The sequence below is a fragment of the Trichormus sp. NMC-1 genome, assembly GCF_001858025.1.
Lineage (GTDB): Bacteria > Cyanobacteriota > Cyanobacteriia > Cyanobacteriales > Nostocaceae > Anabaena.
This window is the reverse complement of the sequence record NZ_LZQD01000001.1, coordinates 73,339-86,793: the sequence shown is the minus strand read 5'-3', so window position 1 is coordinate 86,793 and position 13,455 is coordinate 73,339. Positions and strand designations below refer to the sequence as shown.

14 protein-coding genes are annotated in these 13,455 nt (G+C 41.4%); 5 read left to right on the top strand and 9 right to left on the bottom strand.

The window, feature by feature from the left end; all coding sequences use genetic code 11:
* Positions 1-98 precede the first annotated feature (98 nt).
* Together A9Y75_RS00440 and A9Y75_RS00435 are read left to right on the top strand one after the other, a co-directional pair.
* Entirely contained in the window at positions 99-2,363 is a 2,265-nt protein-coding gene (locus A9Y75_RS00440) for a heavy metal translocating P-type ATPase (protein WP_071187193.1), read from the top strand.
* Positions 2,364-2,606: a hypothetical protein gene (locus A9Y75_RS00435; protein WP_071187191.1), complete on the top strand. Its 243-nt coding sequence runs from the start codon at positions 2,364-2,366 to the stop codon at positions 2,604-2,606. It begins immediately after the preceding gene.
* Between the two features lie 175 nt (positions 2,607-2,781).
* On the opposite strand, the gene A9Y75_RS00430 is transcribed toward A9Y75_RS00435, so the two are convergent.
* A complete protein-coding gene (locus A9Y75_RS00430; protein ID WP_071187188.1) occupies positions 2,782-3,195 on the bottom strand; it encodes a heavy metal-responsive transcriptional regulator in 414 nt (137 codons plus the stop codon).
* A gap of 131 nt (positions 3,196-3,326) precedes the next feature.
* Between A9Y75_RS00430 and A9Y75_RS28065 the strand changes: the two genes are divergently transcribed.
* Complete coding sequence (locus A9Y75_RS28065; RefSeq protein ID WP_177176062.1) at positions 3,327-3,473, top strand: hypothetical protein; 147 nt, start codon at positions 3,327-3,329, stop codon at positions 3,471-3,473.
* 206 nt (positions 3,474-3,679) lie between these two features.
* Positions 3,680-4,792: an aromatic ring-hydroxylating dioxygenase subunit alpha gene (locus A9Y75_RS00425; RefSeq protein ID WP_071187186.1), complete on the top strand. Its 1,113-nt coding sequence runs from the start codon at positions 3,680-3,682 to the stop codon at positions 4,790-4,792.
* A gap of 305 nt (positions 4,793-5,097) precedes the next feature.
* On the opposite strand, the gene A9Y75_RS00420 is transcribed toward A9Y75_RS00425, so the two are convergent.
* Together A9Y75_RS00420 and A9Y75_RS00415 are read right to left on the bottom strand one after the other, a co-directional pair.
* Positions 5,098-7,770, bottom strand: coding sequence for an RNA helicase (locus A9Y75_RS00420; RefSeq protein ID WP_071187183.1), 2,673 nt, complete (start codon positions 7,768-7,770; stop codon positions 5,098-5,100).
* 90 nt (positions 7,771-7,860) lie between these two features.
* Positions 7,861-8,508 carry a type I restriction endonuclease subunit R gene (locus A9Y75_RS00415; RefSeq protein ID WP_071187181.1) on the bottom strand — a complete coding sequence of 216 codons (648 nt, stop codon included), beginning with the start codon at positions 8,506-8,508 and terminating at the stop codon, positions 7,861-7,863.
* A 754-nt stretch (positions 8,509-9,262) separates the two neighbouring features.
* On the opposite strand from A9Y75_RS00415, the gene A9Y75_RS00405 reads away from it, so the two are divergent.
* Positions 9,263-9,454, top strand: a complete 192-nt coding sequence (locus tag A9Y75_RS00405) for a DUF433 domain-containing protein (protein ID WP_071188771.1) — start codon at positions 9,263-9,265, stop codon at positions 9,452-9,454.
* On the opposite strand, the gene A9Y75_RS00400 is transcribed toward A9Y75_RS00405, so the two are convergent.
* From A9Y75_RS00400 to A9Y75_RS00375, 6 genes are all read right to left on the bottom strand, one after another.
* Positions 9,451-9,948, bottom strand: a complete 498-nt coding sequence (locus A9Y75_RS00400; RefSeq protein ID WP_071187177.1) for a DUF3368 domain-containing protein — start codon at positions 9,946-9,948, stop codon at positions 9,451-9,453. The genes A9Y75_RS00405 and A9Y75_RS00400 overlap by 4 nt on opposite strands.
* Entirely contained in the window at positions 9,945-10,190 is a 246-nt protein-coding gene (locus A9Y75_RS00395; protein ID WP_026104256.1) for a UPF0175 family protein, read from the bottom strand. The genes A9Y75_RS00400 and A9Y75_RS00395 overlap by 4 nt, the downstream gene beginning before the upstream one ends.
* Before the next feature lie 204 nt (positions 10,191-10,394).
* Positions 10,395-11,210, bottom strand: a complete 816-nt coding sequence (proC, locus tag A9Y75_RS00390) for a pyrroline-5-carboxylate reductase (protein ID WP_071188770.1) — start codon at positions 11,208-11,210, stop codon at positions 10,395-10,397.
* Between the two features lie 50 nt (positions 11,211-11,260).
* Positions 11,261-11,854 (bottom strand): cell division protein SepF, encoded by a 594-nt coding sequence (locus A9Y75_RS00385; RefSeq protein ID WP_071187175.1) that lies wholly within the window; start codon positions 11,852-11,854, stop codon positions 11,261-11,263.
* 364 nt (positions 11,855-12,218) lie between these two features.
* Entirely contained in the window at positions 12,219-12,887 is a 669-nt protein-coding gene (locus tag A9Y75_RS00380; protein WP_071187173.1) for a YggS family pyridoxal phosphate-dependent enzyme, read from the bottom strand.
* Positions 12,884-13,162, bottom strand: coding sequence for a transcriptional coactivator PipX (locus A9Y75_RS00375; RefSeq protein WP_071187171.1), 279 nt, complete (start codon positions 13,160-13,162; stop codon positions 12,884-12,886). Before A9Y75_RS00375 ends, A9Y75_RS00380 begins: the two co-directional genes overlap by 4 nt.
* Positions 13,163-13,455: the final 293 nt, after the last annotated feature.

Genomic DNA, 13,455 nt, shown 5'->3' with positions numbered 1-13,455 from the left:
GTGCTGAGTCAATTTTCTAAAAAAACCGCAGATACACGCAGACGAACACAGATAAATTGTTTGCATTTATCTGCGGCTGAAAAATTTAACTTACCAATATGGATAATCTCACTCTCAAACTTCGAGGTATGAGTTGCGCTGCTTGCGCTAATAATGTGGAACAGGCGATTTTGTCGGTTTCTGGGGTGATTGATTGTAATGTTAATTTTGGTGCAGAGCAAGCTAGTATTAATTATGATCCCAAACAGACAAATTTAGAGAACATCCAAGCTGCTATTGAGGCTGCGGGTTATTCGTCTTTTTCGCTGTCAGAAGAACAAGGCGAAGATGATACAGAAACAGCGAGTAGGTTAGCAGAACAACAGGAACTCGTTCTCAAGTTGAAGACTGGAGGTGTAATTAGCATTTTCCTGTTTTTCGGTTCTTTACCGATGATGACGGGGTTAAATTTGCCTTTTATTCCCAGCTTTTTACATCATCCTTGGTTACAGTTGGTGTTGACGACACCGGTTGAATTTTGGTGTGGTTGGTCTTTTTTCCGCAATGGTTGGAAGTCTCTCAAACACCATACTGCAACTATGGATACTTTGATTGCTTTGGGGACGGGTACGGCTTATTTATATTCTCTGGTGGTAACGCTGTTCCCTGGGTTGTTGATTACCCAAGGTTTAGAACCTCATGTTTATTATGAAGTTGCAGCAATGGTTGTCACTTTAATTTTGTTAGGGCGATTTTTGGAAAGTCGCGCTAGGGGACAAACTTCGGAAGCAATTCGCAAACTGATGGGACTACAAGCGAAAACTGCTAGAGTGATTCGCAATGATGTAGAAATGGATATCTCCATTGCTGAGGTGAGAATTCATGATGTGATTGTGGTGCGTCCTGGGGAAAAGATTCCCGTAGATGGTGAAGTGATTGAAGGTGCTTCAACGGTAGATGAGGCAATGGTTACAGGTGAAAGTTTACCAAGAAAGAAACAGCCAGGAGATGAGGTGATTGGGGCGACAATCAATAAAACTGGTAGTTTTAAGTTTAGGGCAACAAGGGTAGGAAAAGATACATTTTTAGCACAAATTGTCAAATTGGTGCAAGAAGCGCAGGGTTCAAAAGCACCTATTCAACGTTTAGCAGATCAGGTAACAGGTTGGTTTGTGCCGGCTGTGATAGCGATCGCAATTACAACTTTTGTGATTTGGTTTAATATCATGGGTAATCTCACCCTCGCGACTATGACAACGGTGGGTGTTTTGATTATCGCCTGTCCCTGTGCTTTGGGTTTAGCTACTCCTACTTCTGTGATGGTGGGAACTGGTATTGGTGCGGAAAATGGTATTTTAATTAAAGGTGCTGAAAGTTTGGAGTTAGCCCACAAAATCAAAATTATTGTCTTAGATAAAACCGGGACTTTAACTCAAGGTAAACCCACAGTTACTGATTTTGTCACTGTTCATGGCACAGCAAATAGTAATGAACTGGCATTATTACAGTTAGCCGCAACTGTAGAAAGAAATTCTGAGCATCCTTTGGCAGAGGCGGTGGTACAATATGCCAAATCCCAAGAAGTGAGTTTAGCAACGGTTAATAATTTTCTGGCTATTGCTGGTAGTGGTGTACAAGGAGTTGTCAATGACCATCTGGTGCAAATCGGTACACAACGCTGGTTAACAGAAATAGGAATTAATCCAGATTCTCTACAGCAGTATCAATTGGGTTGGGAATCGGCTGGAAAAACAGTGATTTTCATAGCTGTTGATGGTGCATTACAAGGAATAATGGCTATTAGTGATGCCCTGAAACCTTCCTCAGCACAGGCAGTCAAAGCACTGCAAAATTTAGGTTTAGAAGTGGTAATGTTAACTGGAGACAATCAGCAAACTGCGGATGCGATCGCACTTCAAGTTGGTATCACCCAGGTTTTTGCCCAAGTCCGTCCAGACCAAAAAGCCGCTATTATTCAATCTTTACAATCCCAAATCCAGAATTCCAAATCTCAAATTGTCGCTATGGTAGGGGATGGTATCAATGATGCCCCAGCTTTAGCACAAGCAGATGTAGGGATTGCGATTGGCACAGGAACAGATATTGCGATCGCTGCTAGTGATATTACCCTGATTTCTGGAGACTTGCAAGGCATTGTCACCGCCATAAAACTCAGCCGCGCTACTATCAACAATATTCAGCAAAATCTCTTCTTTGCTTTTATTTATAACATTATTGGCATTCCTATTGCTGCGGGTATTCTCTACCCTATTTTTGGTTGGTTGCTTAATCCCATTATTGCTGGTGCTGCAATGGCCTTTTCTTCCGTTTCTGTCGTCACTAATGCCTTAAGATTGCGTAACTTTCAACCAGGAGTTAAGTAAATGTTGAGTCAAAAAACTCTTTTTGCAAGTCTTATTGGTTTATTACTCCTGACATCAAGTGCAGTAGCAGAAATGCCAGATGACCACTCTATGAAAACTAGCAAATTTCACAGAATTGAGCAACCATTAAGCTTGAAAGTTGCTGTTACAGTCGGTGGTTTAGCCTTAATTGGCATCGAGTTATGGTGGTTTATTTATAGTAAATCAAAAGTATCACCAACTAAGTTGACTAATAACGAATAGAAGTCAAGTCGCTTCTCTACGAGACGCTGCGCGAACGCTCCAATTAAAAATTATTAATTAAAAATTGCGATCAGTGGGGGCTTGCATCCAAAATTAATTAAAAATTATTACTAATCTTAAATTTTTAATTTTTAATTTTTAACTTTTAATTTAAAAAAGGTCACCACATTAAACTTTATTTCTGAATAATAGGACAAATATTTTCCTGTGTTTGTTCTTCCCTATTTTGCCAGCCTGAAAGTAATCCTTGAATCTCTTCGCGTAAAGTTAACAACTGTTCAATTTGGTGGTCTATTTTAAATAGCTTTTCTTGCAACTTTTCTTGAATCTCACGACAAGGTGTTTCTCCTTGATCATACACCTGAAGAATGTCTCGAATTTCTTCCAAACTTAAACCCAGATGTTGCGCTCTTTTAATGAAATCTAAACGAGTCAGGACATCTAAGGAAAACTGACGAAAACCTCCTTCAGTGCGTGCTGATGCTTGAATTAAATCTAAACTTTCATAATAGCGAATTGTCCGGATGGAAATTCCACTGAGTTCTGTTACCTGACCAATTAAAAGTAGTTGTTTATCTTGAGTTAACATAACTGATTTTCCCCAATTATTGTCATTATTAAGTAGGTCAAATTAATTAAATACAAAATATTTGTAGAATCAATTATACCATTTGGCAAAATAATTGTGACAGATGGATAGCGCCAAACCATTACCTATCTATGTTTCACAATCTAAAATCCAAAATCAAAAATGGTATTAGCTTAGAAAGTACACCACCATTCAATACTTGTCGGTTAAGAGTTTTTGTAGGTTGGGTTAAGCGACAGCGCAACCCAACAAAAGTCCGTAAATGTTGGGTTTCCTAACGTCAACCCAACCTACCTGATTTAATGTTTTTAGCTTAACCGAACAGTATTGCACCACCATCATCCTAAGTCTACCGTGTTTTCAGGACTTTGGTCTTCACACACCCGACATCTTAGGTTTTAGCTTAGTACTGAAAATAACTGTTTTTATTAGCTTGCCATGATAGTTCTAGATTAACCGCTTCACGGCAAGTTAAACTATAAAAATGAACGTCAACGCTGAGAATGTTAACTACCCCCGGAAACTTAAAACTTTCAATAACCCAGAACGTTTTATTGAGGGGTGGTATTGGGTAATACCCTCTCGAAAATTACGGGTTTATGAAGTAAAATCTGTAACAGTTTTAGGGAGAGAATTAGTAATTTATCGTGGTCAAGATAAACGAGCAGTTATTTTTGATGCTTACTGTCCACACATGGGCGCTCATCTGGCTGAAGGTAAGGTTGAGGGTAATGAATTGCGATGTTTTTTTCATCATTGGAAATACGATTCAGAAGGATTCTGTGTTGATGTTCCTTGTTTGGATGAGCCGATTAATATCAAAGCCAAAACTTGGCCTACTGCCGAAAAATATGGCATGATTTGGGTTTGGACTGGAGAAACACCGCAACAACCTTTACCTTTTATTTCAGAGTTAGAAATTGAGGAGTGTGATAGTAGTTTTGGAGCGCGTTTTATCACGAACTGTCACCCTAATGTTGTAATGGTTAATGCTATCGATACTCAACATTTTAATACAGTTCACAAGCAGGTATCAGAATTGATTTTTGATAAGCAGGAACTGAATGAGAATGCGATTACTTTCAGTAACGTTGCACAAGATGGCGAAGATTATTTTTTGATTAAACTGATTCGTCCCTTCTATAAAAATCCTGTTATTTACAGTCTTTGTTATTGGTATGGTACGACTGGAATGGTGACATTTGGCCCAGACTTTTTGCATTTCTATATTATGTTTACTTTACGTCTTATAGAAAATGGAAAAGCAGAAGGTCAGGCGATTTTTCTGACTAAGAAACGCACAACTATTTTTGGTAAAATGTATAATCGATTTGTGCTGTGGCTAACTGAAATTTTAACTCACTACTTCATTAAAAATGACAGCAAAATTTTCCAGACAATTCAGTTTAATTTAAAAACACCTATTCAGCCTGACCAGTCGATCATACAATTTATCAACCACTTGGAAAGACAAAAAAGCCTAAAGTGGGAAAGTTGGGCAATGGGAAATTTAGAGCGAGCGCGTGATGGTGAGGTGCGAGATGTAGAAAAACGCGAAAACCGCGAAAAATGGCGCGATGAGCTAGTAAATGATTGAAAATTCGACATTCTGCCCATAAAAATGAAGTGGCTTGGCCACTTCATCAATTCCCAGGTAGAACCTTAGCAATGAGTATAACCACTGTCGGAATTTAAAATCGTATAAATTAACACAGATTTTCATGCGGACTCAATTTTACAGCACTTCCCGGTGTTATGAGGTACAAGAACCCCACCCCCAACCCACTAAGAGCAAGCGATGAGGGGGCTAAGATGCACCTCATAAGAGCGGAAACCGCTGTATATGAATCTCCGTGTCTCCGTCTCCCCGCGTCCCCGTGTCACCGCGTCACCGCGTCACCCTTACTCCATCGCTTCATTGACAGGGAACCGATCAATCAACTGCATCGCTCGTTGAGCATTCCGTCGCAAAGAGTCTGGAACATGGGGAACATGGGGAATTTGGGATAATAAATCCAATGTCCGGCGTAAAATTCTGACTACATCACCTTCATCTAAGGTGGTATTGGCACATAATTCTACCCACTCCACACCCAACGCCCACTGTTCTACCATTGCTATTAACTCAAATTCCAACCAAATAGGCAGCGCTACATTGTAACGCCGTTGCAGTTGGAAAATTTGCCGGCGAATCCCCTGTAATTTCTTCAAAGCATTGGCTACATCCTCACTCAGCCCAAAGTTGACCTTGCTATCGGGGCGTGGTGTTTCTGTTACCAAAGCCGCCGCCGCCGCCGCTAAATAATGAGGATCTAAATTATTTAATTCACCACTAGCGATGACTAAACCCAACCACAATTCATTTTCGCCCCGAATAGCGGCGGCCATTTGTCCTAATTGTGTGGGGACTAAGTTATCTAAACCACCAAAGTGCTGCAAGATTTGAATTAAATTGAGAAACTCTTCCCAATGTCGTTGGGACTGTTGTTCTACTTGCCCTTGAATCTCTTCTAGTTCTGCTTCTAATTCTACACAACGCGCCCTGCGTTTAAATATTGTGGCTATGTTCCCTGATTGATGTAAGGGATGGTTTTCTAATTGCGATTGCACAGCGTTAACACGACTGAGTTGTTCTACCACTTCTTGTGGCATATACATAAATTCGCCAGGATCGGGTATGCTTTGTGCGATCGCTGCTGTTTCTTGATGACCACGGACACACTGCCCCCGTTTTAACGCCAGTTCTGAGGGTGGGATGATGTCAGGGGACACTTCAACTCTTGGCAATTCGGCATATAAATCAACTACATCTGCACTTGTGACTACATACCAGCGGTTATCCTGTCCTAAACATACGAAGTAAGAAGCTTGACCAGCATTTGGCGCTTTGTGAACTAATACCGCTGTCATCGGTAAAGTTGCTGTGATGTTTTTGTCTTTAAGACTCAACAATGTCCCAGACACTGCAAAATCCAGCATCATCACCAATTGTTCTTGTCTATCTTCCCGCGCTTGCTCTTGTAAGGTTTTTAATATATGGCGTTCTACTTTTAGGCGTTGGCGCAATTTTTCATATAACGCCAATTCATTTTCATCAATTGCGGCTAATTCATCTTGTATTTGCGTTAATTCTGCTTGTATTTCCGCAATTTCGTCGTACTCTGGTCTTAAATGCAAAGTTGCCATGTACTGACCAAAACTGCGTTCGATCAGTTCTCTGGTTTGCTCTAAGGAGTGGGTTTGCAGTAAGTTGAGTACCATGCCGTAGCTGGGTGTAAACTGGCTAACTAAAGGATCTGCTTCGGATGTGGCCAAATACGCTGCTTCTTTAGCTCCTTCAAAGGGAGTTTGGACTGTGACTACATAACCTTGGAGATCCATCCCCCGACGACCTGCCCGGCCTGACATTTGCAAAAACTCAGAAGCCTTTAACAAGCGATGTCCGTTGTCAGTCCGCTTAGAAAGGGTGGAAATAACTGTGGTGCGGGCGGGCATATTTATTCCCGCTGCCAGGGTTTCTGTGGCAAATACAACCTTAATCAGCCCCTGTTGAAATAGTTCTTCTACTAACACTTTCCATGCTGGCAATATTCCGGCATGGTGAGCGGCAATGCCTCGGTAGAGGGGTTTAATTTGTCCTGCCCGTCCAGCGTCGGGATTGCGGCTTAAAAAGTCATCAATCTGTCGCCGTAATATTTGGGATTCGTCGTTATTTACCAGCCATAAATCACCTACTTCTTCCACAGCTTTATCACATCCTCTGCGGCTGAAGATAAAGTAAATGGCTGGCAACATATCTCGTTGCTGGAGTTGACTGAGGGTATAAATGATGCCGGGGGCTTCTGGTCTGCCAGCTTTGCCCCGCTCTCCTTGTCCTTTTTTACCACGCTTAATTAGGCGGGGGTTAATTTTGGTGTTGCTTTCATTCAGTAGGGGAAACAGCCCTTTGGGATTGCAATAGTGAAATTCTAAGGGAACTGGGCGAAAATCGGAGTATATCAGGTCTGTGGGACCATGAACGCGATTTAGCCAGTCGGTGAGTTGGTCACTATTGGCAACTGTGGCGGAAAGGGCGACGAGTTGGACTTCACGGGGACAATAAATAATGGATTCTTCCCAAACTGTACCTCGTTGGCGATCGTTCATGTAGTGGCATTCATCTAGCACCACTGCTTCAACGTCTACTAAGGAGATGCCAATTTGTCCTATGGGTGTGCCATAGAGCATATTACGGAAGATTTCGGTGGTCATGACTAAAATTGGCGCATCTCTGTTAATAGAAGCGTCACCAGTTAATAGTCCGACCTGATCAAAACCGAATTTTTCGCGAAAGTCTCGTAATTTTTGATTTGACAATGCCTTAAGAGGGGTGGTGTAAAATACCCGTTTTCCCCGCGACAAGGCGCGATAAATGGCATATTCCCCAATTAATGTTTTACCTGAACCTGTGGGCGCACAGACAACTACGGAGCGTCCAGCATTGAGGGAGGCGATCGCTTCTTGTTGGAATTGATCTAATTCAAAGGGAAATACTGACTTTAAGTCAATTTCTGAAGATGGGACAGGATAGTTCACTCAATCATCTTTTGCAACCAGACTGTCTACTATCATAACGTGATTAGGGAAGAGGTAATGGGTAATTGGTGATGGGTAATGGGTAATTGGTTATTCTGCTTGTTCGCTGTTCCCTATTCGGCTAACTGTTTCTGCAATTCTGCGTAGCACTCGACACACAGACTCTAATTCACTTTGGGTAGTTAGAGGTGCAAATACTCTTGACATGGCATATTTTTGATTTTCTAGCTTGACAAAGACAATATCATCACCATTGGTTAGCATTCCAAAAGTAGGCAAATCAGTATTTGGACTGGACATCAAGTAAGCGAGAGTTTGGGGCAATGCTGACCAAACTGATAACATGGTTTTTTTGGACTCTAAAACGATTATCCAAAAGCGGTCGCGTAACATTAGCACATCTATTCGACCCTGTAGAGTTTCTTCGCTATCAGCTACTGTGATTTGCACAGATTCTTCAGCTTTGATGCGAAAAGGTGGATCATATAAACCTGCAACGGTCAGTAATGGAGAGACGAGTAATAGTATCACCGTACTTTCTAATAAATGCCCGCCAGATCGGTGATAAATATAACGCTTCCATAAAATTTCTAGGTTAGTGCGGTCATTAGGGGTAGATGCAGGTAATTGATCATGCCATTCTGTAAAAAAATCCTGAGCTTGACTGCGATTCAAACCAAATCTTTTTTCTGCTTCTGCGATCGTGGTGATAGTTTCAGTAACGGCTAGTGTTTGCATGGTGGATTCAGTCTCAGTAGTTGCATCTACGATAAAATAATTGCACCGACCTAATTTTATCTAAAACTCTATTATGACTATTGCTGAACAGTGGGATCAAAAATCTTGTAGGGTGCGTTACCTAACGCACCATCTTCGGTGCGTCAAACCTGATAAGTTAGCAAAAAAAACAGACTTGTCTCTCTGACGCACCCTACAAAAAACTGATTTTTTTGCGTTGTCAGATGCGTCAGGGGAGGCATCCTACCTGTAGCTATGCAAAATAAGTTGAAACCTATTAGTTTTATATTTCTTTATGGACACAAATATTGCTCGTTTTCTTATTATATGGTTTCTTACTTCAGTTATTGGACTAAGAGATCCAATTAAAGCTATATGGATAGCTGTTCCAATTTTTATACTATCAACATTGTTATTCCCGACTACTAAGTCTTGGAGTGTATCTCATATTTGTAGTTATCCTAATTCTAGAGGAAAACGAGTGTGCTTAGTCACTGCTCCTATTTATTACGAGGTTAATTACGAGGTTAAGTGTCGTGCTGTTTTTTTCTGCCAAGCTACTAAGACATACATCTACGATTATGATGACGACTAGTAGATTTGGATATGGTGTAGGTGTACATTACTGAAAAACAATCCCAAAAAACCAGTAGAAACTTTTTGCTTTCAGTTGCAGCCTTGGGAACTTCAGTTGAAAAGAGTGATAATGGAAAAAATTGACGCAGCCATTTCTGGTTTCCCAATCCAATCAGCCATGCAAAATCTTACTAGAATTACCCGTAACCCAGAAATAATGGGAGGAAAACCCTGTATCCGGGGAATTCGTGTCACAGTTGGTACTATCGTTGGCTTAATGGCATCTGGACACAGTGCAAATGACATTCTCAAGGCTCACCCCTACCTTGAAGAAGCAGATATCTATGAGGCTCTTGCCTATGATCTTTAACTACCAGTTTCTTCATTAACAGCTTGTAAAACACTTTTGTACAACGACTCAGCAATCCAAAAGCCTGCTTGATTGATCAAATCGTCCATCAAAGGCTTAACTAAAGGAACTAGACCTTGACTTTTTGCCTCTATCAAGATGCCTAAAATTCCTGTGTACTTGAGGTGTAGTCTATCAGCAATAATGCGCCCTCGACGCTCATCAATTAAAAGTTGATCTGCTTGTAATTCAACTGCTAAAGCGATCGCCTCAGCTTCACCTATATCGAGTTCATTACTGAGGACTTCAATAACTGTGCGATTAGTAACTGAACGAGTTTGAATCCATTCCAACGTTTGAACTTCAACTGCACCTGCAACTGGGAAGTCAGGATCAGTTAATTCTCGATAAACAGCCTCCGGGATAATGACTGTCTCGTAAAGTTGCTGAAGTAAATAGAGTTGGTTAATTGCTGCAAGGTTATTGATTGGTGATGTATCGCTGACAATGATCACAACCTACCCATCTCCCGCAGATTCTTAATGTCTTGTTCAAAATCTTCAACACCATAATGCACCGGAATTTGACGGCTTGCTAGTAGATGTTGAAAAGCGATACGGTTCATCCCAGCAAATCGACTGGCTTGAGCAAGAGTAAGTTTTTCCTTCTGAAACAACAAAACGGCAATTTCTTGCTTCATTTCCGCTTCATTCATTCGAGTCGCCGTTAGAAGTTCATCAGAGATGATAATACTCATAACTCAAGTCCTCTTCATTATTTTTAATTCTAAGCTTCTATCCCTTTCAAAATGAGTAAAAATTTTGGTTAAAAAAGAATTTTCTAACCTTTTTTCTCTGTGTTCTCAGCGCCTCTGTGGTTAGATAAATTATCTTTGAACCGCAGAGTGGAAAAAATATTTTTTGAGTCACCTTGAAAGGGCTAAGATAAACAACCTCACCTATCACCCTTTCCCCAATTCCTGAGAACGTTCTTTAGCGGCTTTGACGGCTTCAATTAAAGCGGAACGAAATCCAGCCTTTTCTAATTCGCTCACACCCGCAATTGTTGTCCCACCAGGACTGGTAACTCTGTCTTTGAGTTCTGCGGGGTGTAATTTAGTTTCTTCTAAGAGTTTGGCTGTTCCTAGTACAGTGTGCAACGCTAGTTGTTTAGCAACTGCTCTCGGTAAACCGACTGCAACACCCCCGTCAGCTAAAGCTTCTATCATCAGCGCTACATAAGCAGGGCCGCTACCAGATAAGCCTGTCACCGCATCCATTAGCGTTTCTGGAACTTCGACAACTTCTCCCACGGCGGAAAAAATTTGCTGTGCTGTTTGCTGGTGGATAGGGTGAGTGTAAGCACCTAAACAAATCGCCGTTATTCCGGCTCCCACTGTAGCGGGGGTATTGGGCATAGCGCGAATCACAGGCAGTTGGGGAAAGGCGGCTTCCAGCTGCTTTAAAGTGACACCTGCCAAGATAGAAATAATCAGGGGTAAATGTTTTGTAGGGAGGATATCTGCTAATTCTTGAGCGATCGCACTAAATACCTGGGGCTTAACCGCCAACATCACCGCTTCCTGAGCCTCAGCTAAAACCAGGCAATTATCCGTCGTCACTCTTACATCATATTGCTGCTGTAAAAAACTTTGCCGAGAAACTTGCGGTTCACTAACGATAACTTCTGAACCGTGATAAATTCCTCTAGCTATGAGGCGCGATAATAGTGCTTCACCCATTACCCCGCCACCAATTAAACCAAATTTAATAGTCATTTGTGAATAGATATTAGTCATTAGTCCACCTAATGACTAATTTAACTTTATTATTGCGCTGCTCGGTTAACTTCGGTTCCCCAAGCTGGAGTTGTACTCGCGGGACGACTGGGGCGTGCTGCTGGTTGCGGTACTTCATGTAAAAAGCCACCTTGAGTGCTAACTTGCACACAACTGGGGGTAAACAAAAAGATACTTTCACCAATCCGCTCTTGATGTCCATCTAGAGCATATGTACCACCAGCCACAAAATCGACTGCCCGTTGAGCCTGATCCGGGTCCATAATCGTCAAGTTTAATACTACGGATTTGCGCTCGCGTAATGCTTGAATTGCCTGAGGCATTTCTTCAAAGGTTCGTGGCTCAAGTACTAAAACTTCGGAAATTCCATTAATTGCACCTGGCATACCAATCACATTACTCATAGGCTTTGACCCTGCTGCGGCTACTTCTTCTTCCATTGTAGGCATGGGTTCGCGCCAACGTCGATTGGGTGTAGTGGTTTCTTGTGGAGCAGGTTGAGGATTTTCTTGCTGATACATATTTCGGTAGCTATCAGTTTCTGGTTCCTCTTCGTAGTATTCGTACTCTACTTGCTCATTCAGCCCCACAAAGTCTCTAAGTTTGGAAAATATATTGTTCATTTTGTACGCTCCCGGTGGAAATTACCTTAATTGCTCTGGCTGTTAATTATTGACAACCAATTGTGATTGCTATATTAGCCGCTGCCTGGGGCAATTTTATTGCCCTTAGTAGCCTCTAGTACAGGTTTTCATAAGAAAAAGACGGTTCTAGAAAGGACTATACCTTAACTGGACACAACAATGAGTCAAAATTATATCCTAAGTTTTGGTCAAGGTAAAATCCTATCTACTTCATTTTGTCTTAGTAATTACATTTGTCAATATTATATCTTTAAGACACGCATTATACTCTAACGTACTGAATTGGTTTTCAGCAAGTTCGGTCTTGATTTTGATATTTAACCCCTAGCCAGAAGCAAAAAGATCAGGTTCTCTCCCCAAATAATATAGTTCCCAATCTAACCATCGTTGCACCTGCTGGAACTGCCAATTGATAATCCCCTGACATACCCATTGAGAGATGCTGCATGGTAATATTTGGCCAGTTTTGTGATGCGATGGCTTTTGCTAGTTTATTAGTCCTATTAAATACATCTACAATCTCAGCATCAGCCAAGCCACGGGGGAGAATTGTCATCAAACCTTGAATTTGTAAATTTTTGCATTGGTTAAGTGCCGCCAAATCAGCTAACAGTTCCGGAACCATCCAACCAGATTTACTAGGATCAGGGAGAATTTTGACTTGTAAGCAAACCTGGGGACTCACACCTAGCTGTTGCGCCAGACTATCGAGGCGTTGGGCAATCTGCAAATTATCGACGGAGTGAATCCAGTCAAATAGTTCCAAAGCTTTTTTGGCTTTATTACTTTGTAAATTTCCAATAAAGTGCCAGGTAATATCCGACAAATCTTGCAACTCAGATTGTTTGCTGGCAGCTTCTTGGATGCGATTTTCGCCAAAATCACGAATTCCGGCAGCATAAGCTTCTCTCATTAGTGCGGTTGGCACTTGCTTACTAACAGCAATCAACCGCACTGAATCAGGAAGTGAGGCACGAATGGCAGCAATACGTTCATTAATCGAACTACTCATTGGAAGGTGCGTTGGAAAACACTCTGAAGCTGATCGTACTCCTGGGACTTGCCATTGCGACGTAAAGTACGTAAGCGATTTTCCAGCATCATTCTGGCTTCAGTACGTCCAATTGACTGAAATTTAAGACCTTTAACGTCATTTGTTACCAAGAAAAATAAACGTTGGGCATAAAGTGTAGTGAACAGATCCTGGTTATCATCAACCATACAGATCCTATATAGCAAACCCCACGTAGGATGATTTATGTAAGTTTCTGAGTAGTCTGGATTCATTTAATAGTCAAGGTTGGAGTACATATATTCTGTTTTCGCAGTCAAACACAAACATTCCGACGATAATAGATATTCTTTTGCCAGAATCTTTGCTGACAATGCGAAACTAACGACATTTTGCCAGGTAATGGCTTTCATGAAGACCTTGATCTAGTTTCTCATTGGCAGGTAAAGTATGAATACCTATGGAAAAACTGAAAATCGGGCTGAAACCATCTAGTCTGGATAACGCGCAATTCACAAATCATGCGGTACTACTAGACAGGGAGATTTACACGCTGATTTGTTCACAG

Coding starts and splice junctions, on each gene's coding strand:
- proC (WP_071188770.1), bottom strand. CDS start 11,210: ATGACTATTAAATTTGGTTTAATTGGTGGCGGGGTAATGGGTGAAGCA.
- A9Y75_RS00415 (WP_071187181.1), bottom strand. CDS start 8,508: ATGCAAACACTAGCCGTTACTGAAACTATCACCACGATCGCAGAAGCA.
- A9Y75_RS00440 (WP_071187193.1), top strand. CDS start 99: ATGGATAATCTCACTCTCAAACTTCGAGGTATGAGTTGCGCTGCTTGC.
- A9Y75_RS00385 (WP_071187175.1), bottom strand. CDS start 11,854: ATGAACAATATATTTTCCAAACTTAGAGACTTTGTGGGGCTGAATGAG.
- A9Y75_RS00425 (WP_071187186.1), top strand. CDS start 3,680: ATGAACGTCAACGCTGAGAATGTTAACTACCCCCGGAAACTTAAAACT.
- A9Y75_RS00430 (WP_071187188.1), bottom strand. CDS start 3,195: ATGTTAACTCAAGATAAACAACTACTTTTAATTGGTCAGGTAACAGAA.
- A9Y75_RS00395 (WP_026104256.1), bottom strand. CDS start 10,190: ATGAGTATTATCATCTCTGATGAACTTCTAACGGCGACTCGAATGAAT.
- A9Y75_RS00375 (WP_071187171.1), bottom strand. CDS start 13,162: ATGAATCCAGACTACTCAGAAACTTACATAAATCATCCTACGTGGGGT.
- A9Y75_RS00435 (WP_071187191.1), top strand. CDS start 2,364: ATGTTGAGTCAAAAAACTCTTTTTGCAAGTCTTATTGGTTTATTACTC.
- A9Y75_RS00405 (WP_071188771.1), top strand. CDS start 9,263: ATGCAAAATCTTACTAGAATTACCCGTAACCCAGAAATAATGGGAGGA.
- A9Y75_RS00380 (WP_071187173.1), bottom strand. CDS start 12,887: ATGAGTAGTTCGATTAATGAACGTATTGCTGCCATTCGTGCCTCACTT.
- A9Y75_RS28065 (WP_177176062.1), top strand. CDS start 3,327: ATGTTTCACAATCTAAAATCCAAAATCAAAAATGGTATTAGCTTAGAA.